20 protein-coding genes and 1 pseudogene are annotated in these 24560 nt (G+C 72.2%); 10 read left to right on the top strand and 11 right to left on the bottom strand.

Annotation, left to right across the window (positions count from 1 at the left end; translation table 11 throughout):
• Nucleotides 1-123 precede the first annotated feature (123 nt).
• Nucleotides 124-4731 carry a glutamate synthase large subunit gene (gene gltB / locus ACWGJM_RS28105; RefSeq protein WP_453414519.1) on the top strand — a complete coding sequence of 1536 codons (4608 nt, stop codon included), beginning with the start codon at nucleotides 124-126 and terminating at the stop codon, nucleotides 4729-4731.
• On the top strand, nucleotides 4724-6187 hold the full coding sequence (locus ACWGJM_RS28100) for a glutamate synthase subunit beta (protein WP_453414499.1): 1464 nt from the start codon (nucleotides 4724-4726) through the stop codon (nucleotides 6185-6187). Before gltB ends, ACWGJM_RS28100 begins: the two co-directional genes overlap by 8 nt.
• A gap of 120 nt (nucleotides 6188-6307) precedes the next feature.
• Here ACWGJM_RS28100 and ACWGJM_RS28095 read toward each other — a convergent pair whose 3' ends face one another.
• Nucleotides 6308-6646: a hypothetical protein gene (locus ACWGJM_RS28095; RefSeq protein WP_453414498.1), complete on the bottom strand. Its 339-nt coding sequence runs from the start codon at nucleotides 6644-6646 to the stop codon at nucleotides 6308-6310.
• A gap of 270 nt (nucleotides 6647-6916) precedes the next feature.
• The gene (locus ACWGJM_RS28090) at nucleotides 6917-7747 is read right to left on the bottom strand and encodes a rhomboid family intramembrane serine protease (RefSeq protein ID WP_453414518.1); all 831 of its coding nucleotides are present in this window, start codon (nucleotides 7745-7747) and stop codon (nucleotides 6917-6919) included.
• 212 nt (nucleotides 7748-7959) lie between these two features.
• Between ACWGJM_RS28090 and ACWGJM_RS28085 the strand changes: the two genes are divergently transcribed.
• Complete coding sequence (locus ACWGJM_RS28085; RefSeq protein WP_453414497.1) at nucleotides 7960-8682, top strand: vWA domain-containing protein; 723 nt, start codon at nucleotides 7960-7962, stop codon at nucleotides 8680-8682.
• A gap of 7 nt (nucleotides 8683-8689) precedes the next feature.
• On the opposite strand, the gene ACWGJM_RS28080 is transcribed toward ACWGJM_RS28085, so the two are convergent.
• A complete protein-coding gene (locus ACWGJM_RS28080) occupies nucleotides 8690-9646 on the bottom strand; it encodes an acyl-CoA dehydrogenase family protein (protein ID WP_453414496.1) in 957 nt (318 codons plus the stop codon).
• On the bottom strand, nucleotides 9646-10785 hold the full coding sequence (locus tag ACWGJM_RS28075) for an acyl-CoA dehydrogenase family protein (RefSeq protein WP_453414495.1): 1140 nt from the start codon (nucleotides 10783-10785) through the stop codon (nucleotides 9646-9648). Before ACWGJM_RS28075 ends, ACWGJM_RS28080 begins: the two co-directional genes overlap by 1 nt.
• Before the next feature lie 52 nt (nucleotides 10786-10837).
• Here ACWGJM_RS28075 and ACWGJM_RS28070 point away from each other — a divergent pair, with 52 nt between their 5' ends.
• From ACWGJM_RS28070 to ACWGJM_RS28060, 3 genes are read left to right on the top strand one after another with little or no spacing between them, the layout of a single operon-like run.
• Nucleotides 10838-11623: an SDR family oxidoreductase gene (locus tag ACWGJM_RS28070; protein ID WP_453414494.1), complete on the top strand. Its 786-nt coding sequence runs from the start codon at nucleotides 10838-10840 to the stop codon at nucleotides 11621-11623.
• A gap of 30 nt (nucleotides 11624-11653) precedes the next feature.
• Nucleotides 11654-12289 (top strand): TetR/AcrR family transcriptional regulator, encoded by a 636-nt coding sequence (locus tag ACWGJM_RS28065; protein ID WP_453414493.1) that lies wholly within the window; start codon nucleotides 11654-11656, stop codon nucleotides 12287-12289.
• A gap of 23 nt (nucleotides 12290-12312) precedes the next feature.
• Nucleotides 12313-13470 (top strand): acetyl-CoA C-acetyltransferase, encoded by a 1158-nt coding sequence (locus ACWGJM_RS28060; protein ID WP_453414492.1) that lies wholly within the window; start codon nucleotides 12313-12315, stop codon nucleotides 13468-13470.
• Nucleotides 13471-13590: 120 nt separating this feature from the next.
• Here the strand turns inward: ACWGJM_RS28060 and ACWGJM_RS28055 are convergent, their stop codons facing one another.
• From ACWGJM_RS28055 to ACWGJM_RS28040, 4 genes are read right to left on the bottom strand one after another with little or no spacing between them, the layout of a single operon-like run.
• Entirely contained in the window at nucleotides 13591-14640 is a 1050-nt protein-coding gene (locus ACWGJM_RS28055) for an NAD(P)H-dependent flavin oxidoreductase (RefSeq protein ID WP_453414491.1), read from the bottom strand.
• Nucleotides 14640-15383: a CoA-transferase subunit beta gene (locus tag ACWGJM_RS28050; protein ID WP_453414490.1), complete on the bottom strand. Its 744-nt coding sequence runs from the start codon at nucleotides 15381-15383 to the stop codon at nucleotides 14640-14642. Before ACWGJM_RS28050 ends, ACWGJM_RS28055 begins: the two co-directional genes overlap by 1 nt.
• On the bottom strand, nucleotides 15380-16228 hold the full coding sequence (locus tag ACWGJM_RS28045) for a CoA transferase subunit A (RefSeq protein ID WP_453414489.1): 849 nt from the start codon (nucleotides 16226-16228) through the stop codon (nucleotides 15380-15382). The genes ACWGJM_RS28050 and ACWGJM_RS28045 overlap by 4 nt, the downstream gene beginning before the upstream one ends.
• Complete coding sequence (locus ACWGJM_RS28040; protein ID WP_453414488.1) at nucleotides 16229-16987, bottom strand: enoyl-CoA hydratase family protein; 759 nt, start codon at nucleotides 16985-16987, stop codon at nucleotides 16229-16231. It abuts the gene before it with no gap.
• 98 nt (nucleotides 16988-17085) lie between these two features.
• On the opposite strand from ACWGJM_RS28040, the gene ACWGJM_RS28035 reads away from it, so the two are divergent.
• Both ACWGJM_RS28035 and ACWGJM_RS28030 read left to right on the top strand, forming a co-directional pair.
• A complete protein-coding gene (locus ACWGJM_RS28035; protein ID WP_453414487.1) occupies nucleotides 17086-17832 on the top strand; it encodes an SDR family oxidoreductase in 747 nt (248 codons plus the stop codon).
• A 1-nt stretch (nucleotide 17833) separates the two neighbouring features.
• Nucleotides 17834-18739 (top strand): SDR family oxidoreductase, encoded by a 906-nt coding sequence (locus ACWGJM_RS28030; protein ID WP_453414486.1) that lies wholly within the window; start codon nucleotides 17834-17836, stop codon nucleotides 18737-18739.
• 6 nt (nucleotides 18740-18745) lie between these two features.
• Here the strand turns inward: ACWGJM_RS28030 and ACWGJM_RS28025 are convergent, their stop codons facing one another.
• Complete coding sequence (locus ACWGJM_RS28025; RefSeq protein WP_453414485.1) at nucleotides 18746-19222, bottom strand: MarR family winged helix-turn-helix transcriptional regulator; 477 nt, start codon at nucleotides 19220-19222, stop codon at nucleotides 18746-18748.
• Between the two features lie 132 nt (nucleotides 19223-19354).
• Here ACWGJM_RS28025 and ACWGJM_RS28020 point away from each other — a divergent pair, with 132 nt between their 5' ends.
• A complete protein-coding gene (locus ACWGJM_RS28020; protein WP_453414484.1) occupies nucleotides 19355-20797 on the top strand; it encodes an MFS transporter in 1443 nt (480 codons plus the stop codon).
• A gap of 19 nt (nucleotides 20798-20816) precedes the next feature.
• Here the strand turns inward: ACWGJM_RS28020 and ACWGJM_RS28015 are convergent, their stop codons facing one another.
• A complete protein-coding gene (locus tag ACWGJM_RS28015; protein ID WP_453414483.1) occupies nucleotides 20817-21698 on the bottom strand; it encodes a hypothetical protein in 882 nt (293 codons plus the stop codon).
• 38 nt (nucleotides 21699-21736) lie between these two features.
• Nucleotides 21737-23509, bottom strand: coding sequence for a glycoside hydrolase family 35 protein (locus tag ACWGJM_RS28010; protein WP_453414482.1), 1773 nt, complete (start codon nucleotides 23507-23509; stop codon nucleotides 21737-21739).
• A 184-nt stretch (nucleotides 23510-23693) separates the two neighbouring features.
• On the opposite strand from ACWGJM_RS28010, the pseudogene ACWGJM_RS28005 reads away from it, so the two are divergent.
• A pseudogene (locus ACWGJM_RS28005) lies at nucleotides 23694-24551 on the top strand (helix-turn-helix domain-containing protein); the annotation flags it as partial.
• Nucleotides 24552-24560: the final 9 nt, after the last annotated feature.

Raw genomic sequence — 24560 nt, 5'->3', positions numbered from 1 at the left:
GGCAGTATCCGGTTCCCGAGAACCGCTCCATCATGTAACCTGCACGAAATTTTGCACTCACGCAGAGGGCCAACGTCGTCCCTCGGCACCAGCACATGCCACATGACGACGACGGGAGAGCCGATGCGTACGCCGCGCCAGCCGTCCCAGCATTCCGCGAATGGCCAGAACTGGTCGTTCATGGATGCTCGCCCTGCTGCGCAGGGTATGTACGACCCCCGCAACGAGCACGACGCCTGTGGCGTCGGCTTCGTGGCCACCCTCACCGGCGAGGCGAGCCACGCGCTGGTCGAGCAGGCGCTCACGGTTCTGCGCAACCTCGAGCACCGCGGCGCCACCGGCTCCGAGCCCGACTCCGGCGACGGCGCGGGCCTCCTCTCGCAGGTGCCGGACGCCTTCTTCCGTGAGGTGGCCGGATTCGACCTGCCCACGGCCGGCTCGTACGCCGTCGGTATCGCCTTCCTCCCCGAGGAGGGGACCGAGGACGCCGTCTCGAAGATCGAGACGATCGCGGCCGAAGAGGGCCTGACGGTCCTCGGCTGGCGCGAGGTCCCGGTCGCCCCCGAGCTGCTGGGCGCCACCGCCCGTTCGACCATGCCGTCCTTCCGGCAGGTCTTCGTCACCGACGGCGCCAGCGAGGGCATCGCGCTGGACCGCAAGGCCTTCGTACTGCGCAAGCGCGCCGAGCGTGAGGCGGACGTCTACTTCCCGTCCCTGTCGGCCCGCACGATCGTCTACAAGGGCATGCTGACCACCGGCCAGCTCGAGCCCTTCTTCCCGGACCTGTCCGACCGCCGCTTCGCCTCCGCGATCGCGCTCGTGCACTCCCGGTTCTCCACCAACACCTTCCCGAGCTGGCCGCTGGCGCACCCGTACCGCTTCGTCGCGCACAACGGTGAGATCAACACCGTCAAGGGCAACCGCAACTGGATGCGCGCCCGCGAGTCCCAGCTCGTCTCGGATCTGTTCGGCTCCGACGAGCGGGCCCTCGATCGCATCTTCCCGGTGTGTACGCCCGACGCCTCCGACTCGGCGTCCTTCGACGAGGTGCTGGAGCTGCTGCACCTCGGCGGCCGCTCGCTGCCGCACTCCGTGCTGATGATGATCCCGGAGGCGTGGGAGAACCACGACTCCATGGACCCTGCCCGGCGCGCCTTCTACCAGTTCCACTCCACGATGATGGAGCCCTGGGACGGTCCCGCCTGCGTCACCTTCACCGACGGCACCCAGGTCGGCGCCGTGCTCGACCGCAACGGCCTGCGCCCCGGCCGCTACTGGGTCACCGACGAGGGCCTGGTCGTCCTCAGCTCCGAGGTCGGCGTCCTCGACATCGACCCCGCCAAGGTCGTCCGCAAGGGCCGTCTCCAGCCCGGCCGCATGTTCCTCGTGGACACCGCCGAGCACCGCATCATCGAGGACGACGAGATCAAGGCCCAGCTCGCCGCCGAGAAGCCGTACGCGGAGTGGCTGGAGGCCGGCGAGATCGAGCTCTCCGACCTGCCCGAGCGCGAGCACATCGTGCACACCCACGCCTCGGTCACCCGCCGCCAGCAGACCTTCGGCTACACCGAGGAGGAGCTGCGCATCATCCTGGCGCCGATGGCCAAGGCCGGCGCCGAGCCGATCGGCTCCATGGGCACCGACTCGCCGATCGCGGCCCTCTCCGAGCGCCCGCGGCTGCTCTTCGACTACTTCACCCAGCTCTTCGCGCAGGTCACCAACCCGCCGCTGGACGCGATCCGCGAGGAACTGGTCACCTCGCTGCGCTCATCGCTGGGCCCGCAGGGCAACCTCCTCGACCCGACCGCGGCCTCCTGCCGGTCTGTCGTGCTGCCCTTCCCGGTGATCGACAACGACGAGCTGGCCAAGCTCATCCACGTCAACGCCGACGGCGACATGCCCGGCTTCAAGGCCGCGACCCTCTCCGGCCTGTTCCGGGTCTCCGGCGGCGGTGACGCCCTCGCCGCGCGCCTCGACGAGATCTGCGCCGAGGCCGACGCCGCCATCGACAACGGCGCCCGACTGATCGTCCTCTCGGACCGCCACTCGGACGCCGAGCACGCGCCGATCCCCTCGCTGCTGCTCACCGCGGCCGTCCACCACCACCTCATCCGCACCAAGGAGCGCACCCACGTGGGCCTCCTGGTCGAGGCCGGTGACGTCCGCGAGGTCCACCACGTCGCCCTGCTCATCGGCTTCGGCGCCGCCGCCGTCAACCCGTACCTGGCGATGGAGTCCGTCGAGGACCTGGTCCGCGCGGGCACCTTCCTGCCCGGCATGGAGGCCGAGAAGGCCATCCGCAACCTGATCTACGCCCTCGGCAAGGGCGTGCTGAAGGTCATGTCCAAGATGGGCATCTCGACCGTCGCCTCCTACCGCGGCGCCCAGGTCTTCGAGGCCGTCGGTCTCGACGAGGCCTTCGTCGAGAAGTACTTCAACGGCACGGCCACCAAGATCGGCGGCGTCGGCATCGACGTCATCGCCAAGGAGGTCGCCGCCCGCCACGCCAAGGCCTACCCCGCCTCCGGCATCGCTCCCGCGCACCGCGCGCTGGACATCGGCGGCGAGTACCAGTGGCGCCGCGAGGGCGAGCCGCACCTGTTCGACCCGGAGACGGTCTTCCGCCTCCAGCACTCCACGCGCTCCGGCCGCTACGACATCTTCAAGAAGTACACGGACCGTGTGAACGAGCAGTCCGAGCGGCTGATGACGCTGCGCGGCCTGTTCGGCTTCAAGTCCGGTCCCGAGGGCCGTCAGCCGATCTCCATCGACGAGGTCGAGCCGGTCAGCGAGATCGTCAAGCGCTTCTCCACGGGCGCCATGTCGTACGGCTCCATCTCCAAGGAGGCGCACGAGACGCTCGCCATCGCCATGAACCAGCTGGGCGGCAAGTCCAACACCGGTGAGGGCGGCGAGGACCCGGAGCGTCTGTACGACCCGGCGCGCCGGTCGTCCATCAAGCAGGTCGCCTCCGGCCGCTTCGGTGTGACCTCCGAGTACCTGGTCAACGCGGACGACATCCAGATCAAGATGGCCCAGGGCGCCAAGCCCGGCGAGGGCGGCCAGCTGCCCGGCCACAAGGTCTACCCGTGGGTCGCCAAGACCCGGCACTCGACCCCGGGCGTCGGCCTGATCTCCCCGCCGCCGCACCACGACATCTACTCCATCGAGGACCTGGCCCAGCTGATCCACGACCTGAAGAACGCGAACCCGCAGGCGCGGATTCACGTCAAGCTGGTCTCCGAGGTCGGCGTCGGCACGGTCGCCGCGGGTGTGTCGAAGGCGCACGCGGACGTGGTGCTGATCTCCGGCCACGACGGTGGTACGGGTGCCTCCCCGCTGACCTCGCTGAAGCACGCGGGCGGCCCCTGGGAGCTCGGCCTCGCCGAGACCCAGCAGACCCTGCTGCTCAACGGCCTGCGCGACCGCATCGTCGTGCAGACCGACGGCCAGCTGAAGACCGGCCGTGACGTCGTCATCGCCGCGCTGCTGGGCGCCGAGGAATTCGGTTTCGCGACCGCCCCGCTCGTCGTCTCCGGCTGCATCATGATGCGCGTCTGCCACCTGGACACCTGCCCGGTCGGCGTCGCCACCCAGAACCCGGTGCTGCGCGAGCGCTTCACCGGCAAGGCCGAGCACGTGGTGAACTTCTTCCAGTTCATCGCCCAGGAGGTCCGCGAGATCCTCGCCGAGCTGGGCTTCCGCTCCATCGAGGAGGCAGTCGGCCACGCGGAGACGCTCGACGTCACCCGTGCCGTCGACCACTGGAAGGCACAGGGCCTGGACCTGGCGCCGCTGTTCCACGTGCCCGAGCTGGCCGAGGGCGCGGTGCGCCACCAGGTGGTCGCCCAGGACCACGGCCTGGAGAAGGCGCTGGACAACGAGCTGATCAAGCTCGCCGCCGACGCCCTGGCCGCCGACTCGGCGACCGACGCCCAGCCGGTGCGCGCCCAGGTCGCCATCCGCAACATCAACCGCACGGTCGGCACCATGCTCGGCCACGAGGTGACGAAGAAGTTCGGCGGTGCCGGTCTGCCCGACGACACCATCGACATCACCTTCACCGGCTCCGCCGGCCAGTCCTTCGGCGCGTTCCTGCCGCGCGGTGTCACGCTGCGCCTGGAGGGCGACGCCAACGACTACGTCGGCAAGGGCCTCTCCGGCGGCCGGGTCGTCGTCCGCCCCGACCGGGGCGCCGACCACCTCGCCGAGTACTCGACGATCGCGGGCAACACCATCGCGTACGGCGCGACCGGCGGTGAGCTGTTCCTGCGCGGCCGTACCGGTGAGCGGTTCTGCGTCCGCAACTCCGGGGCGCTGGTCGTCTCGGAGGGCGTGGGCGACCACGGCTGCGAGTACATGACCGGCGGTCACGCGGTGGTCCTCGGCGAGACGGGCCGCAACTTCGCGGCCGGCATGTCCGGTGGTATCGCCTACGTGATCGACCTCGACCGCGACAACGTCAACGCCGGGAACCTCGACTCGGTCCAGGCGCTCGACGACGCCGACAAGCAGTGGCTGCACGACGTCGTGCGCCGCCACGCCGAGGAGACCGGCTCGACGGTCGCCGAGAAGCTGCTGGCCGACTGGGACCAGGCAGTGGCGCGCTTCAGCAAGATCATCCCCAGCACGTACAAGGCAGTGCTCGCCGCCAAGGACGCCGCCGAGCGAGCCGGTCTCACCGAGACCGAGATCACCGAGAAGATGATGGAGGCGGCGATCAATGGCTGACCCCAAGGGCTTCCTGAACCACGGCCGTGAGGTCGCCAAGACCCGCCCCGTCAGCGAGCGCGTCAAGGACTGGAACGAGGTCTACGTCCCCGGTTCCCTGCTGCCGATCATCAGCAAGCAGGCCAGCCGGTGCATGGACTGCGGCATCCCGTTCTGCCACAACGGCTGTCCGCTGGGGAACCTGATCCCCGAGTGGAACGACTACGCCTACCGCGAGGACTGGGCGGCCGCCTCGGAGCGTCTGCACGCGACGAACAACTTCCCGGAGTTCACCGGCCGCCTCTGCCCCGCTCCCTGTGAGTCGGCGTGCGTGCTGGGCATCAACCAGCCGCCGGTCACCATCAAGAACGTCGAGGTCTCGATCATCGACAAGGCGTGGGAGACCGGGGACGTCGCCCCGCAGATCCCCGAGCGCCTGTCCGGCAAGACCGTCGCCGTCATCGGCTCGGGCCCGGCCGGTCTGGCCGCCGCCCAGCAGCTCACGCGGGCGGGCCACACGGTCGCGGTGTACGAGCGCGCGGACCGCATCGGCGGCCTGCTGCGCTACGGCATCCCCGAGTTCAAGATGGAGAAGCGGCACATCAACCGCCGCATCGAGCAGATGCGCGCGGAGGGCACCCGCTTCCGTACGGGCATCGAGATCGGCCGCGACCTCAAGGCGACCGACCTGAAGAAGCGGTACGACGCGGTGGTGCTGGCGGTCGGCGCGACGACCTCCCGTGACCTGCCCGTGCCCGGCCGCGAACTCAAGGGCATCTACCAGGCCATGGAGTACCTGCCCCTGGCCAACAAGGTGCAGGAGGGCGACTACGTGGCGCCCCCGGTCTCGGCCGAGGGCAAGCACGTCGTCGTCATCGGCGGCGGTGACACCGGCGCGGACTGCGTGGGCACCGCCCACCGTCAGGGCGCGGCCTCCGTCACCCAGCTGGAGATCATGCCCCGCCCGAACGACGAGCGGCACCCGACGAACCAGCCCTGGCCGACCTTCCCGATCCTCTACAAGGTCACCTCGGCCCACGAGGAGGGCGGCGAGCGCATCTACGCGGCGTCCACCACCCACTTCGAGGGCGACGAGGACGGCAACGTGCAGTGGCTGCACCTGGCCGAGGTCGAGTTCGTCGACGGCAAGCTGACCCAGAAGCCGGGCACGGAGCGCAAGATCCCCGCCCAGCTGGTCACCCTCGCCATGGGCTTCACCGGCACCGACCGTGAGAACGGCCTGGTCGAGCAGTTCGGCCTGGACCTCGACGAGCGCGGCAACATCGCCCGCGACGCCGCCTTCCAGACCAACGTGCCGGGCGTGTTCGTCGCCGGTGACGCCGGCCGCGGCCAGTCCCTCATCGTCTGGGCCATCGCGGAGGGCCGCTCGGCCGCCCGCGGCGTCGACCACTTCCTCACCGGCGCGAGCGACCTGCCGGCCCCGATCCGCCCGACGGACCGCGCGCTGATGGTCTGACCCCCCGAAAGAACGTCCCGTACAAAGGCGTACGGAACACCAGACGGCGCCTGCCCGCCAGTCCCCGACCGGACGACTGGGCAGGCGCCGCCGCATGTCCGGGTGACCGGAGTGGAGCGCTCACCGGCCGCCCGTGCCCGCACAGAGATCATTGATGATCTTCTGGGTCAGCGCCCGGTCTGAGGCGTCGACGTCGGCCTCGGCCCAGACGAGGCAGATGCCCTTGCCGTTCGTATCCGTGGCGGAGCGGGCGAGCAGCATGCGGTATGTGCGCGCGTCGGGTCTGCCAGAACGTGGCCCGGAGCACCCGCACATCAGCTGCTCCTCCTGTCCGGGCGGGGCCGGGTCGCGCCGGTAGAGCTGACTGATCGTCTCGTCGTCGGCGAAGACGAACCGCGCCGCGTACGCCCACCGCTCCTCGTTCAGCCACACATGGAGCACGACGGGCTTGCGCAGCACGGCCCGGACCAGTCGGCGAACCGCTCGGCCAGCTCCTCGACGGTGCCGTCGGCATCCAGCGCCCAGCCCGACGGCCGGTCGGGCAGCGTGAAGAGCTGGTTGTGCAGCCGGTCACCGCGGACCCGGTCGCCGGTGAAGTGACGTCAGCGCCCTGGTCGGGCGGACGGACGAGTGGGACTCGCTGGTCGCGCACCTGTCGTTCAGGGATCCCGGGGCCCGGGATCCATCTGATCGACCTCGGAGTGCTGGGACCTGACGGTGCGCCCCGGATCAGGCGGCCCCACCCGTCAGCGCCGACACCTTGGCCCAGGCCAGCACCAGCAGCAGCGCCAGTAGCGCCACGCACACGCCCGTCTGGATCAGGGCGCGGCGGCCGTCCCGGGGCGCGTACGCGTACGCCAGTGTCACCACGCCGCCCGCCAGCAGGCCGCCGAGGTGGCCCTGCCAGGAGGTGAGACCGGCGGAGATCAGCAGCCACAGCAGCAGTCCGCCCATGAACCGGTTGACGGTGTCCATGTCGGAGCCGAGGCGGCGGGCCATGACGTAGTAGGCGGCACCGAGCCCGAAGATCGCGCCGGACGCGCCGACCACGAGATCGTGCGGGGCGATCAGCAGGACCAGGACCGAGCCGCCGAGCGCGGAGAGCAGATACAGGGCGAGGTAGCGGACGCGGCCGAGTTGGCTCTCCGTGATCCGCCCGATGTTCCACAGCGCGGCCATGTTCATCAGGATGTGCAGGATGCCGAACGTGCCGTCCGTGGGCGGGCTGTGCAGGAACGCGCCGGTCAGGAGCCGGTACCACTCGCCGTGCGCCACACCCTCCGGGAGGTAGCCGGCCGGCACGGTGCCCAGCATCCCGAACCGGCCCACGACCGACGGCCGCACCAGCTCCGCCAGGTACGCGAGCACGTTCAGCCCGATGAGCACGTACGTCACCAGCGGCACGGCCGTGATCCGGCCGCCGAACGCCGTCCGCGCCTGGCGCACCGACCGGGCGCCCTCCTTCACGCACTCCACGCACTGGTGGCCGACGGCGGCCTCCCGCATGCAGGCGGGGCAGATGTAGCGGTCGCAGCGGGTGCAGCGGACGTGGGACTCCACCTTGGGGTGGCGGTAGCAGGTGGTGACGGCGGGCGCGGCGGCTTCGGGGGACGCGCTCGGCTCGGGGGACTGGGTGGACTCGGGGGACTGGGTGGACTCGGCTGACTCGGGCGCCACGGCCGGCTCCTCGGGAAGGTTGGGGACGGATGAGCCGGTGGGGACGGCGGCGATCAAAATAGCGAACGGTGAGGCCGGGATGGGAAGGTGGGGCCATGGTTGCGATCAGTCTCAGCAAGGTGGAGCAGAGCGCGCCCGCGCTGGTCAGCCTGTACAAGAGCGCCGGGGCGTCCCTCACCCGGCACGGGCTGGACGGGCTGCGGGCCGCCGTCTACCTCGTGGTCGACCACTCCGGTTCCATGAAGCCGTACTACGCCGACGGCAGCGTGCAGGCGCTCGCCGACCGCGTGCTGGGCCTGTCCGCCCACCTCGACGACGACGGCCGGGTGCCGGTGGTGTTCTTCTCGACCGACATCGACGCCGTCTCCGACATCTCCCTGGCCGACCACCAGGGGCGGGTCGAGCGGATCGCGGCCGGACTCGGGCACATGGGCAAGACCAGCTACCACCTGGCCATGGACGCCGTCATCGACCACTACCTCGACAGCGGCTCCCGCCACCCCGCCCTCGTCGTCTTCCAGACGGACGGCGGCCCGATCAACAAGCTCGCCGCCGAGCGATACCTGTGCAAGGCGGCGAAGCTGCCCCTGTTCTGGCAGTTCATCGGCTTCGGCGATCCCGGCAGCAAGCAGTTCCAGTTCCTGCGCAGACTCGACGAGCTGGCGGTGCCGCAGAAGCGGGCCGTCGACAACGCCGGCTTCTTCCACGCGGGCACCGACCCGCGGACCGTGCCCGACACGGAGCTGTACGACCGTCTCGTGGGCGAGTTCCCCAAGTGGCTGGTGGCCGCGCGGGCCGTGGGGATCGTACCGGGCTGAGGGGGGCTCACCCGCGGCCGTCACCCCCGCCGAGCACCAGGTCCCGGCACTCGTCCGGGCCGCCCCAGGCGGTGCGCAGGGCCCGGGCGCGGGTCAGCCAGAGGGACAGGTCGTACTCCGCCGTGTAGCCGATGGCGCCGTGCAGCTGGAGCGCCGCACGGGCCGTGGTGTACGCGGCCTCGCACGCGCTCAGTTTGGCGGCGGCCACGTCCACCGGGTCCATCGTCAGGGCGGCGCCGAAGAGCAGGGGGCGGGCGAACTCCAGGGCGATCTTCGCGTCGGCCAGCCGGTGCTTCACCGCCTGGAAGGAGCCTATGGGGGCGCCGAACTGGGTGCGCTGTCCGACGTAGCCGACGGTTCTGTCCAGGAGCGCGAGGCCGACGCCGAGTGCCTGCGCGGCGGTGGCCAGCCGGGCCCAGGCGACGGCCCGCGCCAAGGGCGGGTCCGGGGTGAGGAGTTCGCCGCCCGGGGCGAGGGTGGTGAGGCGACGCGCGGGGTCCAGGCAGGCGCGGGCCGGGCCGGGGCCGGGGGACAGGCGCAGGCCCTCGGGGGAGAGGGCGAGGTGGAGGGTCGCCGCGTCGCCGTCCAGGGCGTACTCCGTGACGGCGACCGTGGCCATCGTCTCGCCCGCGACGAGCGGGGGCAGGAACCGCTTGGCCAGGCCCGGCTCGGTGAGCAGCGCGGCGGCCGCCACCGTCTCCACCAGCGGGCCGGGCACCGCGTGCCTGCCCAACTCCACGAAGGCGACCGCGAGTTCCACGGGCAGGGGGCCCGTCCCGTCGTACGGCTCCGCGACCGCCAGCCCGAACACCCCCGCCTCTGCGACACGGGCCCACAGCGCGCGCCCCCTCGTGTGGTCGCCGCGGCCCCAGTCCCGGACCACCGACGGAGTGTCCGCCGCCGTCAGCATCGCGTGCAGCGAATCGGCGAGGGCGCGCTGCTCGGTGTCGAGGAGGAAGCGCATCAGCGGCGTCCCTTCGGCAGGCCGAGCAGGCGCTCGGCGACGATGTCCCGCTGGATCTCGTTCGTGCCCGCGTAGATGGGGCCGGCGAGCGCGAACACGTACCCCTCCGACCAGGCGGAGTCCGCCATCTCGCCCTCGGCGCCGAGGAGGTCGAGGGCGGTCTCGTGCAGCGCCAGGTCGTACTCGGACCAGAAGACCTTGTTCAGGCTGGACTCCGGGCCGAGGGCGTCGCCGTCGAGGAAGCGGGAGGCGGCCGCGTAGGTGAACAGCTGGTAGGCGCGGGCACCTATGAGGGCGTCGGCCACGCGGGCGCGTGCGGAGTGCGGATCGCCCTGTTCCCGCCACAGGGCGTGGAGCCGGTCGGCGGCGGCGAGGAAGCGGCCCGGGGAGCGCAGGGTGAGGCCGCGTTCGTTGCCCGCCGTCGACATCGCGATCCGCCAGCCCTGGCCGGGCTCGCCGATCACGTCCTCGTCCGGCACGAACACCTCGTCGAGGAACACCTCGGCGAAGGCGGGCTTGCTGTCCAGGCGGCCGATCGGGCGGACCGTGACGCCGGGCGCGTGCAGGTCGAACATGAGGTAGGTCAGGCCCTGGTGGGGTTTCGGTGTGGCGGGGTCGCTGCGGAACAGGCCGAAGGCCCGGTCGGCGAACGCGGCCCGCGACGACCAGGTCTTCTGCCCGCTGAGCAGCCAGCCCCCGTCGGCTCGCACCGCCCTGGAGGTGAGCGAGGCCAGATCCGAGCCCGCCTCCGGCTCCGACCAGGCCTGCGCCCAGACCACCTCGCCGGTGGCCATGGGCGGCAGCACGCGCGCCCGCTGCTCCGCCGTGCCGTGGTCGAAGAGGGTCGGTGCGAGCAGGCTGATCCCGTTCTGCCCGACCCGGCCCGGCGCGCCCGACGCCCAGTACTCCTCCTCGAAGACCAGCCACCGGACCAGGCCGGAATCCCGCCCGCCGTACTCCGCCGGCCAGTTGACGACCGACCAGCGGTCCGCGGCCAGTTCGGCCTCCCACGCGCGATGGGCCGCGAAGCCCTCAGCCGTCTCCAGGGACGGCAGCGGACCGGCGGGCACATGCGCCCCGAGCCAGGCCCGGGCATCGGCGCGGAACCGCTCGTCGGCCGGAGCGTGGGTGAGGTCCACGATCGGGTCACCATCCTTCCCTAACAAGTGTTTGGTAGGTTAGCGTGGCCCTATGACAGGCGTCGAGAGCCCGGCCTACGTGCCCGGGCACGGGCTGCTGAAGGGGCGCACCGCCGTCATCACCGCGGCGGCCGGAGCCGGGATCGGCGGGGCGACCGCACGCCGCTTCCTGGAGGAGGGCGCACGCGTCCTGATCAGCGACGCGCACGCCCGCCGGCTCAAGGAGTACGAGGCCGAGCTGAGCCGGGACTTCCCGGGAGCGGTGGCGGCCGTACCCTGCGACGTCACCGACGAGTCCCAGGTGCGGGCCCTGTTCGACACCGCCGTGAGGGAACACGGGCGGCTGGACGTCGTCGTCAACAACGCCGGGCTCGGCGGGACCTCGCACCTCGTCGACATGACCGACGAGCAGTGGTCCCGCGTTCTGGACGTGACGCTGAACGGCACCTTCCGCTGCACCCGGGCGGCCCTGCGCGCCATGAGGGAGACCAGGAGCGGCGTGATCGTCAACAACGCCTCCGTGGTCGGCTGGCGCGCCCAGGCCGGGCAGGCGCACTACGCCGCCGCGAAGGCCGGGGTGATGGCGCTGACCCGGTGCGCGGCGATGGAGGCGGCCGAGTACGGGGTGCGGGTCAACGCGGTCGCGCCGAGCCTCGCCATGCATCCGCACCTGGTGAAGGTGACGACGCCCGAGCTGCTGGAGGAACTGACGGCGCGCGAGGCCTCCGGGCGGTACGCCGAGCCCTGGGAGGTGGCCAACGTGATCGTGTTCCTGGCGTCCGGCTACTCCTCGTACATGACCGGGGAGGTCGTCTCCGTGAGCAGCCAGCATGCCTAGGTCCTGTCGGCCTGGGACCACAATGGAGCCGTGCCGACCAAGAAGAAGTCCCAGGTGACCGCCGCGAGCAAGCCCGCGGCCGGCGCCGCTCACGATCGCCGCCGCGAACTCCTGGACACCGCCGCCGAGGTCTTCGCCGAGCAGGGCTACAACGCCACCACCGTCCGCAAGATCGCCGACCACGCGGGCATGCTCGCGGGCAGCCTCTACTACCACTTCGACTCCAAGGAATCGATGCTGGAAGAGATTCTGCGGACCTTCCTCGACGAACTCTGGGGCGGCTACGACACCGTCCTGGCCGACCGGCTCGGCCCGCGCGAGACGCTCGAGGCGCTCGTCACCGAGTCCTTCCGGGAGATCGACCGGCACCGCGCCGCCGTCGCGATCTACCAGAAGGAGAGCAAGCAACTGGTCGCGCAGGAACGGTTCACGTTCCTCGCCGAATCGCAGCGCAAGTTCGAGAAGGCGTGGCTGTCCACCCTGGAACGCGGGGTCGCCGCGCGCGTCTTCCGGGCCGACCTCGACGTCCGGCTCACCTACCGGTTCGTCCGCGACACCGTGTGGGTCGCCGCGTCCTGGTACCGGCCCGGCGGACAGCACAGCCCGGAGGAGATCGCCCGGCAGTACCTGTCGATGGTGCTGGACGGGATCGCCGTACGCGAATAGCCCTTATCTGCGAGGGAGTTGTCATGGCCGAGGCCTACATCGTCGAAGCGGTCCGCACACCCGTCGGCCGGCGCCGGGGAGGACTGAGCGCGGTCCACCCGGCCGACCTGGGCGCACACGTGCTGAAGGAACTCGTCGCCCGCTCGGGAGTGGACCCGGCCGCCGTCGAGGACGTCGTCTTCGGCTGCCTGGACGCGGTGGGCCCGCAGGCCGGGGACATCGCCCGGACCTGCTGGCTGGCGGCCGGACTGCCCGAGGAGGTGCCGGGCGTCACCGTCGACCGGCAGTGCGGCTCCTCGCAGCAGGCCCTGCACTTCGCCGCGCAGGCCGTGCTCTCCGGCACCCAGGACCTGGTGGTCGCGGGCGGCGTGCAGAACATGTCGCAGATCCCGATCGCCTTCGCCACCCGGCAGGCCGCCGAGCCCCTGGGCTTCACCCAGGGCCCCTTCGCGGGCAGCGAGGGCTGGCGCGCCCGCTACGGCAGCCGGCCGGTGAACCAGTTCGCCGGCGCCGAGATGATCGCCGCGAAGTGGGGGATCAGCCGCCAGGACCAGGAGGAGTTCGCCCTGCGCTCGCACGGGCGGGCGGTACGGGCCATCGACGAGAGCCGCTTCGACCGGGAGACCGTGCCCTACGGCGACGTCACCGTGGACGAGGGCCCGCGCCGTGACACCTCCCTGAAGAAGATGGCCGCACTCAAGCCGGTCATCGACGGTGGCACCGTCACCGCCGCCTGCTCCTCCCAGGTCTCCGACGGCGCCGCGGCCCTGCTGCTGGCCTCGGAGCGGGCCGTACGGGAGCACGGGCTGCGCCCGCGCGCCCGCGTGCACCACCTCTCCGTACGCGGCGAGGACCCCATCCGCATGCTCACCGCGCCCATCCCGGCCACCGCGCACGCCCTGAAGAAGACCGGCCTGACCCTCGACGACATCGACCTCGTCGAGATCAACGAGGCCTTCGCCCCCGTCGTCCTGGCCTGGCTGAAGGAGACCGGCGCGGACCCGGACAAGGTCAACGTCAACGGCGGGGCCATCGCCCTCGGCCATCCGCTCGGCGCGACCGGCGCCAGGCTGATGACGACCCTGCTGCACGAACTGGAGCGCACCGGCGGCCGGTTCGGACTCCAGACCATGTGCGAGGGCGGCGGCCAGGCGAACGTGACGATCATCGAACGCCTGTGACCACCGGAGCGGCGAAGGGGCGGCCACCGCTTCGGTGGACGGAGTCCGCCGCAGGCTCCCGAAGCCTGGGAGGCCCCCTGGGGCCGAGCAGTGCGAGGGGGCCGTTGGGAAGGGTGCCGGTCATCGAGAGGCTGTGAGCCTCGCCCGTACCTCCTCCGCCTCCTTCATGATCCGCTCCACCAGCTCCGCGCACGACGGCAGGTCGTCGATCACCCCGGCGACCTGCCCGGACGCCATCACCCCGAGGTCCGTACGCCCGTCCACCATCGCGGACCTCAACAGCATCGGCGTGTTCGCGGCGAGCAGGACCTGACTCCAGGACAGCTCCTTGCCGTGCCTCAGGGCGAGACCGTCCCGCACCATCCGCCGCCAGGTCAGCCCGGACAGCCGCCGGAACCCCGCCGCCCGCCGGACGGCGTGCAGCAGCGCGCGCGTGCGGCCGGACCGCTCCAGGGCGTCCACCAGGTCGGTGCGCAGCATGCGGTGCGGCAGGCCGTCCACGGCCGTGGTGACCGTGACCTCCCTGACGGTGGCCGCGAGGTATCTGGCCTTGACCGCGTCCGGCACCGTCGAGTCCGAGGTGAGCAGGAACCGCGTGCCCATCGCGATCCCCGCCGCCCCGTAGGCCAGCGCCGCGACCAGTCCCCGCCCGTCGAAGAAGCCGCCCGCCGCCACGACGGGTATCCGCACCGCGTCCACCACCTGCGGCAGCAGCACGGTGGTCGCCACCTCTCCGGTGTGCCCGCCGCCCTCTCCGCCCTGCACGATCACCGCGTCCGCACCCCAGGCCGCCACCTTCTCCGCGTGCCGCCGCGCCCCGACGGACGGGATCACGACCACGCCCGCCTCCTTCAGCTCCGCGATCAGCTCCCGGGAGGGCGCCAGAGCGAAGGACGCCACCCGGGCCCCCTCGTCGATGATCAGGCGGACCCGGTCCCCGGCGTCGCCCGCGTCCGCCCGGAGGTTCACCCCGAACGGCGCGTCCGTGCGCGCGGCGACCTCGCGTATCGCCGCGCGCAACTGGTCGAGGGTCATCGTCGCGGAGGCCAGGATGCCCAGCGCGCCCGCGTTCGCCGCCGCCGAGACCAGACGCGGGCCCGCAACCCAGCCCATCCCCGTCTGCACGACGGGATGCCGGACCCCGGTCAGCCGGGTGAGCGCGGTCTCCATCAGCCCCCCACCTCCTCGGGAACCTCGCGGGCGCGAGTGCCGCCCGGGTCGAGCACCTCGCGGATCAGCCGCAGCTCCTCGGCCGTCGGCTCCCGGGTCGCCGGCACCTCCTCCGGTATCGCGAGCGCGAAGCCCGTCGCCTCCGCCACCCGCGCCACGGTCACCCCCGGGTGCAGTGAGGCGAGCCGCATCGAGCGGTCGGGCGTGGCGAAGTCGAACACGCCCAGGTCGGAGACGACCCGCGGGATGCGGTGGTACCCGGCTGTACCCGGATGCTCGGCGGCACGGTCGTACCCCACCCCGCACACCATGTCGACCCGCTCCACGAAGACCCGCCGGGAGTGCCTCGGGATCCAGTAACTCGTCGGGTTGTTCAGCGTGTTGAGCGGCGCCCCGCGTACGCCCAGCAGCTGCCGCCGGGGTCTCGCCCAGTCCCCGATGCACGAGATGTTCTGGTTGCCGAAGCGGTCGATCTGGCTGGCCCCCATCATCACGTGCCGCCGCCCGCCGGCCACCAGCGTCAGATGCTGCCGGTAGGGCAGCCAGCCCTCGGGCGTCCCGTCCGGCAGTACGAGCAGCGCCTCGCCGTCGGTCAGCAGCAGGTCCGGCGCGAAGGTGAGCCGGGCCAGCCGCGCGCCCAGCGACGGGATCAGGCCCATGGGGCTCGCCAGGATCTCGCCGGAGCCGCGCCAGGCGTCGGCGCAGGCGATCACGCAGTACTCGGCGCGGGTGGGCCCCGTCATCGCCGCTCCTCCTGCCAGGCCCGCACCGCCGACCGGTACGCCTGCTCGTCCCCGCCGAGGAACCGCTCGGCGAACTCCGGCCAGGGCGCCCTCGTGTACTCCCTCTGGAAGTCCTCGTCCCGCTCGTGGTCGGGTGCGCACGAGGTGAAGTGGGCGCCGTTCGGCGCCTCGACGACTCCGGTCACCACATGCCGCTTGACCAGCAGTGACTGCGGTGCCGCCGCCTTCGTCAGCTCGGCCGTGTCCACGATCCGTTCGCACGAGACGTAGGCCGCGTCCGCCGCCTCGCAGAACAGGTCGTCGAAGTACGGGTCCGGGCCCAGATACTGCCCGTTGCCCAGCCGGTCCGCGCGGTTGACGTGGACCAGGGCGGCGTCCAGCCGCAGCGCGGGCATCGCCACGAACGTCTCCCCGTCCTCGTACGGCGACGTGACCGTCCGCAGGCCGGGGTTCACCCGCATCACGTCCGAACCGATCCCGGCCCGCACCGGCAGGAAGGGCAGCCGGTTCGCCGCCGCGGTGAGCCCCCACATGAACATCCCCTCGTCCACCTCCATCAGTTCGAAGGCCCCCCGCTCGCGCGCCGCCCGGTAGTGCGGTTCGAGCGGGACGGAGTCGAGCGTGACGAAGGCGGCCACCAGCTTGCGGATCCGGCCCGCGGCGGCCAGCATCCCGACGTCCGGGCCGCCGTACGAGACGACGGTGAGGTCACCGATCCCGGACCGCAGCAGGGCTCTGACCAGGGCCATCGGCTTGCGCCTGGACCCCCAGCCGCCGATGCCGAGGGTCATGCCGCTCTCCAGCCGCGCGACGGCCTCGTCGGCGGTCATCGTCTTGTCCCTCACCTACGCGTCCTCCTTCCCGAACGTGTCACGGACCCGGTCGGCCACCCCGCTCACGGCCGCCTCGAAGGTGAAGCCCTGCTCGAAGCGGTAACTGCGGCGCACGTCGACGGGATCGATCCCGTTGATGGCGGCCTTGGCCAGGCGCAGCAACCGCCCGTCCTTGGCGGCGATCTCTCGCGCCAGCTCCAGCGCGGCCGAGTGCAGTTCGTCGCGCGGTACGACCCGCCACACCGAGCCGTGGGCGTGCAGCTCGGCCGCGTTCACCGTGCGCGAGGTGTAGTACAGCGTCCGCATCAGATGCTGCGGGACCAGCCGGGCCAGGTGCGTCGCGGCACCCAGCGCGCCCCGGTCCAGCTCGGGCAGCCCGAAGACGGCCTCCTCGCTCGCCACGATCGCGTCCGCGTTGCCCACCAGGCCTATCCCGCCGCCCAGACAGAAGCCGTGCACCGCCGCCACCACCGGCGTCTCGCACTCGTACACCGCCGCGAAGGCCTCCGCGCAGCCCCGGTTGGCGCCGAGCAGGGCCGGATGCCCCTCCGCCTGTATCTCCTTGATGTCCACGCCGGCGTTGAACCCGCGCCCCGCCGCGGCCAGCACCACGCACCGCACCTCCGGATCGCGCCCGGCCGCGCGCACGGCGTCGGCCAGGGCGAACCAGCCGCGCACCGGCAGCGCGTTCACCGGCGGGAAGTCGACCGTGACGACGGCGATTCCATCTTTTTCGGGCCCCGTTTCCGGGGACGAGGTGGAGACACCCATGGACGCATCAGCTACCTTCGCACTCAACGCCTTTCCACCAAACATTTGTTAGGTGAGGCTTCGAAGCTAGCAGTCGGCTCCGACAAGCGGGAGGCCCTGTGGATAACTCGCTGCACAGACGGACTGTCGTGGTCACGGGCGGCACGCGGGGCGTCGGGGCCGGGATCGCCCGGGCCTTCGCCGAGGCCGGTGCCCATGTGCTCGCGTGTGCCCGCCGACCACCCGAACGCCCCCTCGGCGGCGTCGAATTCACCGCCCTCGACCTCCGCGACCCACCCGCCGTACGCGCCTTCTTCGATGCCCTGCCCCGCGTCGACGTGCTCGTCAACAACGCGGGCGGCACCCCCTACCGGCGGCTCGCCGACGCGGACGCCGAGCGGCACGCCCGGGTGATCGAGCTGAACCTCCTCACCCCGCTGACCGCCTCCCTCGCCGCGTACGAACACCTCAGGAGGAGCCGGGGAACGGTGGTGATGATCGGCAGCGTCAGCGGCAGCCGTCCGTCGCCGGGCTCCGCCGTCTATGGCGCGGCCAAGGCGGGACTGGAGAACCTGGCCAGTTCCATGGCGGTGGAATGGGCGCCGGAGGTCCGGGTCAACACGCTGGTCGTGGGCATGGTCCGCACCGAGCTGGCCCACCTCCACTACGGCGGCCAGGACGGCATCGACGCCGTCTCCCGCACCGTCCCGCTCGGCCGCCTCGCCGCCCCGTCCGACGTCGGCGCCGCCGCCGTCTTCCTCGCCTCCGGCGCGGCCGCCTACATCAGCGGGGCGAGCCTCCTCGTGCACGGGGGCGGAGAGCGGCCGGCCTTCCTGGATGCGGCAACCGCCAACAAGGAGGACTGAGATGAGCGGAATCTGCACGGGCCGGGTCGTCGTCGTCACCGGCGCCGGGCGCGGACTCGGCCGGGCCCACGCGCTCGCCTTCGCCGCCGAGGGCGCCCGGGTCGTCGTCAACGACCTCGGCGTCGGCCTCGACGGCCTGCCAGGTCCGGACAGTCCCGCCGGGGCCGTCGTGGAGCAGATCCGGGCGGCCGGCGGCGAGGCGGTCGCGCACGGCGGCGACATCGCGACGACCGCCGGGGCCGCCTCGCTGATCAGGACCGCGGTCGAGACCTACGGGCGTCTCGACACCCTCGTCAACAACGCCGGTTTCCTGCGTGACCGCATGCTGGTCAACCTCGACGAGGACGACTGGGACACCGTCCTCCGTGTCCACCTCAAGGGGCACTTCCTGCCCTTGAAGCACGCCGCCGCGCACTGGCGGGCCGAGGCCAAGGCGGGGCGCACACCGGTCGCCCGGATCGTCAACACCAGTAGCGGCGCCGGGCTGCTGGGCTCGGTCGGGCAGGGCAACTACAGCGCCGCCAAGGCCGGGATCGTCGGGCTGACCCTGGTCGCGGCGGCCGAGCTGCGCCGGTACGGGGTCCAGGTGAACGCGATCGCCCCGGCCGCCCGCACCCGTATGACGGAACACGCCTTCGCCGAGACCATGGCCGCACCCGGCTCCGGCTTCGACGCGATGGCCCCCGGGAACGTCTCCCCGCTGGTGGTCTGGCTGGGCTCCGCCGCGAGCGCCGGCGTGACCGGCCGGGTCTTCGAGGCGGAGGGCGGCCGGATCACCGTCATGGAGGGCTGGCGGCCGGGCCCCACCGCCGACAAAGGGGCGCGGTGGAGTCCGGCCGAGGCGGGGGAGACGGCGCTGAAACTGCTTGCGGAGGCGGAGGTTCCGGGGGTGGTGTACGGGGCGTAGCGGGAGTCAGCCGGACAGACGGGCGGCGGCCGCCTGCTGCCGCTCGCTCATCACGCCCAGGAAGCGGACCACGGTCTTCAGCTCCTCGGTGCTGAACGCCTCGCAGGCCTCGACGACGTCACGCGCCCAGTCCTCGAAGAACACGGCCAGTTCGGCGAGCTTCTCCTGGTCGAGTTCGACGAGCACCCGGCGTTTGTCCGTGGGGTGCTTGACCCTGCGGACGAAGCCCTTGGCCTCCAGGCGGTCCAGCAGCCCGGTGACGGAGGCGGGGGCCAGGCCGGTCAGCGACGCGAGGTCCTTGGCGGTGAGCGGGCCCTCGCGCTGGAGGTAGTCGAGGGTCTTCTCCTCGGTGGCGTTCAGCCCCTGCTTCGCGGCGACCGCCGAGTGGAACATGATCGTGACGGCGCTGTGCGCGCGCCCCACCTCCATGAGCCGCCGCAGCGTCTCGGCCCGCTCGTCCGCCTTGTCCTCAGTGCCGCTCATGAGATCAGGCTACCAAGAATTTCGTTCGGTCGAACTAAGTACTTGCGGCGGCGCCGCTGCGCGTGCAAGTCTTTCGTTAGGCCAAACGAAATAAATTGCGCCGCTGCCGGTGCCGACTCAACGGGAGACGCCATGTCCGCAACCCTCGCCTCATCCCCGCCCAGCACGGCGGAGCCCCACCCGCGCCGCTGGGCCGCCGCCGTCGTGATGATGGTCGCCGCGCTGATGGACCTGCTGGACGTGACCATCGTGAACGTCGCCATCCCGTCCATCGGCCGCGACCTGCACGCCTCGGCGAGCGACCTCCAGTGGCTGGTCTCCGCCTACCTGCTCGGCTTCGCCGCCGCCCTGATCGTCTCCGGCCACCTCGGGGACCGCCTCGGCCGCCGGACCCTCTTCCTCGCCGGCACGGCCGGCTTCGGACTGGCGAGCCTGGCCTGCGGGGTGGCGCAGTCGCCCAGCCAGTTGATCGCCGCCCGGGCCGTGCAGGGGGTGATGGCGGCGGTGCTGGTACCGCAGGTGCTCGGTTCCTTCCGCACCCTGTTCCAGGGCAGGGAGCGCGGCGCCGCCTTCGGGATGTACGGCGCGGTCGCCGGATTCGCCTCGGCGGTGGGGCTGCTGCTCGGCGGACTGCTCACCGACGCCGACCTGTTCGGATGGGGCTGGCGGTCGGTGTTCCTGGTGAACGTGCCGGTGGCGCTGGGCACCTTCGTCGGTGGACTGCTGCTGGTGCCGGCCACCCGGGAGCGGTCGGCGGGCCGCCCGGACATGCTGGGCAGCCTGGTCCTGGCCGGCGGTCTGGTGGCGATCGTGCTGCCGCTGGTGCAGGGCCGGGAGAACGGCTGGCCGCTGTGGGGCTGGGTCTGCCTCGCCGCCGGCATCTCCGCGGTCGTCGGGCTCGGGGTGTACGAGGCCCGGCGCCGGCGCGGGGCGCGGACCGTGCCGCTGCTGCCCGCGCGGGCGTTCCGGCTTCCCGCCTTCTCCGTGGGCGTCCTGGTCCAACTGCTGTTCTCCGTCGGCATGCAGGGCTTCTTCCTGATCTTCGCCATCTGGCTTCAGGGCGGCGAGGGCTACTCGCCGATGCAGGCGGGCGTGCTGACCGTGGCCTTCTCGGCCGGCGGCTTCCTGACCGCGCCTGCCGCGGACGGGCTCGCAGTGAAGTACGGGCGGACGGTGCTCGGCGCCGGCGCGCTGCTGATGGCGGGCGGCTTCGGCTGGGTGTGGGCGGCGGTCGACCGGGCCGCCGCCGTACACACCGGGGCCTGGCCGCTGGTGCCGGGACTGGTGCTCGCGGGGGCCGGGCTCGGGTTCCTGGTGGTGCCGCTGGTGAACGTGGTGCTGTCCGCGGTGCCGGGCGAGCTCGCCGGCGCAGCGTCCGGGATCTTCTCCACGGCTCAGCAGTTCGGGGGCGCGCTCGGGGCGGCCGTCGTCGGAACGGTGTTCTTCGACCACGTCGACCGCGGGCCGACCGAGGCGCTGGGAACGGCGATGCCCTGGGTCACCGGCGGATTCCTGGTGTGCGCCGCCCTGTGCGCGGCACTGCCCCGGCGGGCGGTGGCCGGGCACGAAGGCTGAACGGGGGCGCCGCGTGTCCCTACGTGTCGCACTCCAGCACCGTCCGGCACAGCGAACACCTCGCCCGCACCCGCCCCCGCACCGGCACCCGGATCCGCTGGTGGCAGGTCGGACAGGGGAAGGAGACGCGCAGACGACCGCCGACGTCGGGGGAGAAGGTGTAGCCGATGCCCGGCTGGGGCCCCGGGGCGTGGCTGCGGTCGCGGGCGTAGCGGCGGCGCCCCGCCCAGCCGGCGCCGGTCAGCGGAGGCTGCTGCTCGTCCCGGCGGGCCTCGGCCATGCCCTTGGCGTACGCCGTGTAGGCCTGCGGGCTGGTGAACCACACCGAGGGGTCCTCGTGGAAGAACAGGGCGCGCTTGGCCAGCACGTAGCCGAACTCCTCCGGGGTGAGGTAGCCCAGCTTCTGGGAGGACACGGCGTCCTCCCGGTAGGCGTCCAGCAGCAGCCACCCCGCGCCCAGGTACGTCGTCGCCGTGTCCGTGAGGATCTCGTTCTCCCGGGTGTCGGGGAAGGACAGGTCCAGACGGTGCAGATAGACGTGCATCACCTCGTGGGCGAGGGCCGCGCCGATGTCCCGCCGGTGACCGCGGAAGCGGTCGTTCAACTCCACGAAGTACTCGGGGCCCGCCGCGAGTTCGACGTTCGCCGCGTGCGTCATCTCGCGGAAGCTCACGACCAGGCGGGCGTCCGGCAAGCGGAAGTGCCGCACCATCTCGCGGGCCACCCGCTGCGCGCCCAGATAGAGGTCGTCGGTGTCGCAGAAGGCCACGTCGGCGGGGGCCACGCTGGTGGCGAAGGTCTGGACGGTGTCGTACGAGAGGCGCTTGTACAGCGCGGTGATGGAGGCCCGCACCGTCTCCAGATGCGGGTAGCCGTGCTCGACCGGTCCGCCGTTCGCCACGTCCGTACCCCCAAAGACGTTCGGGCCTCCTCTCCACTCTATGCGGCAGGCCGCGGCGGGGCGCTCAGACGCACGGCGCACGCACCCGGCTCGGTCCCCTCCAGCTCCAGCACCCACACCTCGTTCTCGCCCTCCCGCAGCACCGGGCCGGGAACGTACAGCGAGCGCTGGGGACCCGCGGACCAGTAGCGGCCCAGACCGAAGCCGTTGATCCAGACGAACCCACGGGTCCAGCCCGGCAGTTCCAGCCGCGCGTCCCCGGCACCGCGGACCGTGACGGTGCCCCGGTACAGCCCGGGGGCGCCGTCGCCGGACAGCTCGCCGAAGGGCACCCGGCCGGCCCCGTCGTCGAGAGCGTCCAGCCGCAGCCCACGCGCGCGTACCCCGTGCAGATACTGCCGCTCGTGCTGGATGCCTCCCGTGACACCCTTGGGCTCGCCGCTGCGGGGTCCGTAGTTGACCCGGCCGAGCGACTCGACCCACACCTCCACGCGCGCGGGCCCGGCGACGGGCTTCTCCAGCACGGGCTCTTCCTCGGTGAGCACCCCGGCCCGCTCCCCGTCGACGTACACCACCGCCAGGTCCCGCAGGCCGCGCAGGGTGAGCGGGTACGGCTGCCGCGGGCCCGGCACGGTCACCTCGTAGCGGACCAGCCCCCGGTCGACGTCGAGTTCCTCGAAGGTGGACGGGACACCACCGACGCTCTCCCGGCCGCCGAGCGTGTCCAGCACGTCCCCCAAGGACGCCCAACCGGACAGCCCCACCTCCGCCGGAGCACCCAACGGCGCGGGCAGCCCCGGCAGTTCGGGCAGCGGGTCCGGGTGGTGGGCGGCGAGTACCTCGCGGAAGGCCCAGAACTTCGCCGTGGGGCGCCCGTACTCGTCGATCGGAGCGTCGTAGTCGTACGACGTCACGTCCGGCTCCAGCGGCCCCTCGTGCATGTCGCCGCCGCCGCGGTTGGCGCCCGCCCAGCCGGCGAAGCTGGTGCCGCCGTGCGCCATGTACAGGTTGACCGAGGCGCCGCACTCGAGGATCTCCCGCAGGCTCCGCGCCGCGTCCCCGGCGTCCCGTACCGCGTGCTCGCCGCCCCAGCGGTCGAACCAGCCGCACCAGAACTCCATGCACATCAGCGGCCCCGAGGGACGGTGCCGGCGCAGCGTCGCGAAGGCCTCGCGCGCGCGGGAGCCGAAGTTCACCGTGGCCAGGACACCCGGCACCGAACCACCGGAGAGCATGTGGTCCTCGGGCCCGTCCGAGGTGCACAGCGGCACCGTCACCCCCTCGGCGCGCAGCAGGTCGGTCAGGTGGCGCAAGTAGACCTCGTCGGAGCCGTAGCTGCCGTACTCGTTCTCGACCTGCACCATGATCACCGATCCGCCGCGGTCCAGCTGCCGGGGCACGATCTCGTGCAGCAGATGGTGGAACCAGCGGTCCACATGGGCCAGATAGCGTTCGTCACGGGTACGCGCGCGCGTGCCCAGCTCGCCCGTCAGCCAGTGCGGCAGCCCGCCGTTCTCCCACTCGCCGCAGATGTACGGTCCCGGCCGCACGATCGCCCACAGGCCGACCTCCCGCACCGCGTCCAGGAAGCGGCCCAGCGCCTGCACGTCCCGGAAGCTGCCGGGGCGCGGCTCGTGCAGGTTCCACGGGACGTACGTCTCCACGCAGTTGAGGCCCATCGCCCGCAGCAGCGCCAGCCGGTGCCGCCAGTGCTCCTCATGCACCCGGAAGTAGTGCAGCGCCCCGGACAGCAGCCGCACCGGCCGCCCGTCCAGCAGGAAATCCGTGTCCCCCACAGTGAACTCGCTCATGCGCCCACCCTCGCCCCTGGCGGCGATCAACGCCATGGACAAAGATCGGATCTACTTGGACGGAAACAAACGGCGAAGAAGCCGGAACCGAAGCCGGAACCGAAGCCGGAACCGAAGCTGGAACCGAAGCCGGAACCGAAGCCGGAAACGACGCCTGAAGCGACGCGGGGAGGAGCGCGCGGCCATGTACCACACCTGGATGCGGTACTTCAGCCCCGGCCCGGTCCACCACCGCCTCGGCCTCGTCTGCCTCGGTGTCGGCCTCCAGTACGGCGCCCTGCCCGCCGTCGGACCGCGCACCCTCGACCACCACGTCGCCGTCGTGATCAGCGCCGGCGGCGGCTGGTACCGCGCCCCCGACGGACGCCGCACCACCCTCACCGCGCCGGCGCTGCTGTGGCTCACGCCCGGCGTGCCGCACCACTACGCGCCCGACCCGGCGACCGGCTGGGACGAGGGATTCGTCGACTTCACCGGGCCCGCCACCGCCACCTACACCGAACTCGGCTACATCGAACCCGAGCGGCCCGTCGTGCCCCTCGCGGACGCCGCCGGCCCCCGCGCCGTCATCGGCCGCATCGCCCGCGCCTCCCGCCGCGGCAACCCCCTGCTGGAGGTCGAGACCGCCGCCGCCGTCCACGAACTCCTCGTCGCCCTGCGCCGCGCCCGCGCCGGCCTCGCCCCCGACGGCGACGACGTCCTTCAGGCCCTCGCCCGGGACGCCTGCACCCCGATGACCGTCGCCGAGCACGCCGCACGGCACGGCATGACCCCCGCCGAACTGCGCGCCGCCGTCCGTCGCGGCGCCGGATGCAGCCCCAAGGACTACCTGCTCGGCATCCGCCTGGGCCGCGCCAAGGAGCTCCTGGCGGCCACCGACCTCCCCGTGGCCGCCGTGGCCCGCCGTGTCGGCTACGACGACCCGGCCTACTTCTCCCGCCTGTTCGCCCGCCGCGTCGGCCTCGCCCCCGTCCGCTTCCGCGCCCAGCAGGGCCGCGCCGTCCCCGGTGACTGGAACGGCCGGCCCCCCGACGGTCCACCGGCGAACGAC

The organism is Streptomyces sp. NPDC054834 (assembly GCF_053611185.1).
Note: the sequence above shows the minus strand (reverse complement) of the source record. Positions and strands in the feature narration are given on the sequence as shown.

Excerpts from the sequence above, each read along its gene's own strand:
- ACWGJM_RS28080 (WP_453414496.1), bottom strand. The coding sequence starts at position 9,646 with ATGCGCTTCCTCCTCGACACCGAGCAGCGCGCCCTCGCCGATTCGCTG.
- ACWGJM_RS28070 (WP_453414494.1), top strand. The coding sequence starts at position 10,838 with ATGACAGGCGTCGAGAGCCCGGCCTACGTGCCCGGGCACGGGCTGCTG.
- ACWGJM_RS28085 (WP_453414497.1), top strand. The coding sequence starts at position 7,960 with ATGGTTGCGATCAGTCTCAGCAAGGTGGAGCAGAGCGCGCCCGCGCTG.
- ACWGJM_RS28010 (WP_453414482.1), bottom strand. The coding sequence starts at position 23,509 with ATGAGCGAGTTCACTGTGGGGGACACGGATTTCCTGCTGGACGGGCGG.
- ACWGJM_RS28055 (WP_453414491.1), bottom strand. The coding sequence starts at position 14,640 with ATGGAGACCGCGCTCACCCGGCTGACCGGGGTCCGGCATCCCGTCGTG.
- ACWGJM_RS28030 (WP_453414486.1), top strand. The coding sequence starts at position 17,834 with ATGAGCGGAATCTGCACGGGCCGGGTCGTCGTCGTCACCGGCGCCGGG.
- ACWGJM_RS28020 (WP_453414484.1), top strand. The coding sequence starts at position 19,355 with ATGTCCGCAACCCTCGCCTCATCCCCGCCCAGCACGGCGGAGCCCCAC.
- ACWGJM_RS28060 (WP_453414492.1), top strand. The coding sequence starts at position 12,313 with ATGGCCGAGGCCTACATCGTCGAAGCGGTCCGCACACCCGTCGGCCGG.
- ACWGJM_RS28100 (WP_453414499.1), top strand. The coding sequence starts at position 4,724 with ATGGCTGACCCCAAGGGCTTCCTGAACCACGGCCGTGAGGTCGCCAAG.
- gltB (WP_453414519.1), top strand. The coding sequence starts at position 124 with ATGCGTACGCCGCGCCAGCCGTCCCAGCATTCCGCGAATGGCCAGAAC.
- ACWGJM_RS28025 (WP_453414485.1), bottom strand. The coding sequence starts at position 19,222 with ATGAGCGGCACTGAGGACAAGGCGGACGAGCGGGCCGAGACGCTGCGG.
- ACWGJM_RS28050 (WP_453414490.1), bottom strand. The coding sequence starts at position 15,383 with ATGACGGGGCCCACCCGCGCCGAGTACTGCGTGATCGCCTGCGCCGAC.
- ACWGJM_RS28040 (WP_453414488.1), bottom strand. The coding sequence starts at position 16,987 with ATGGGTGTCTCCACCTCGTCCCCGGAAACGGGGCCCGAAAAAGATGGA.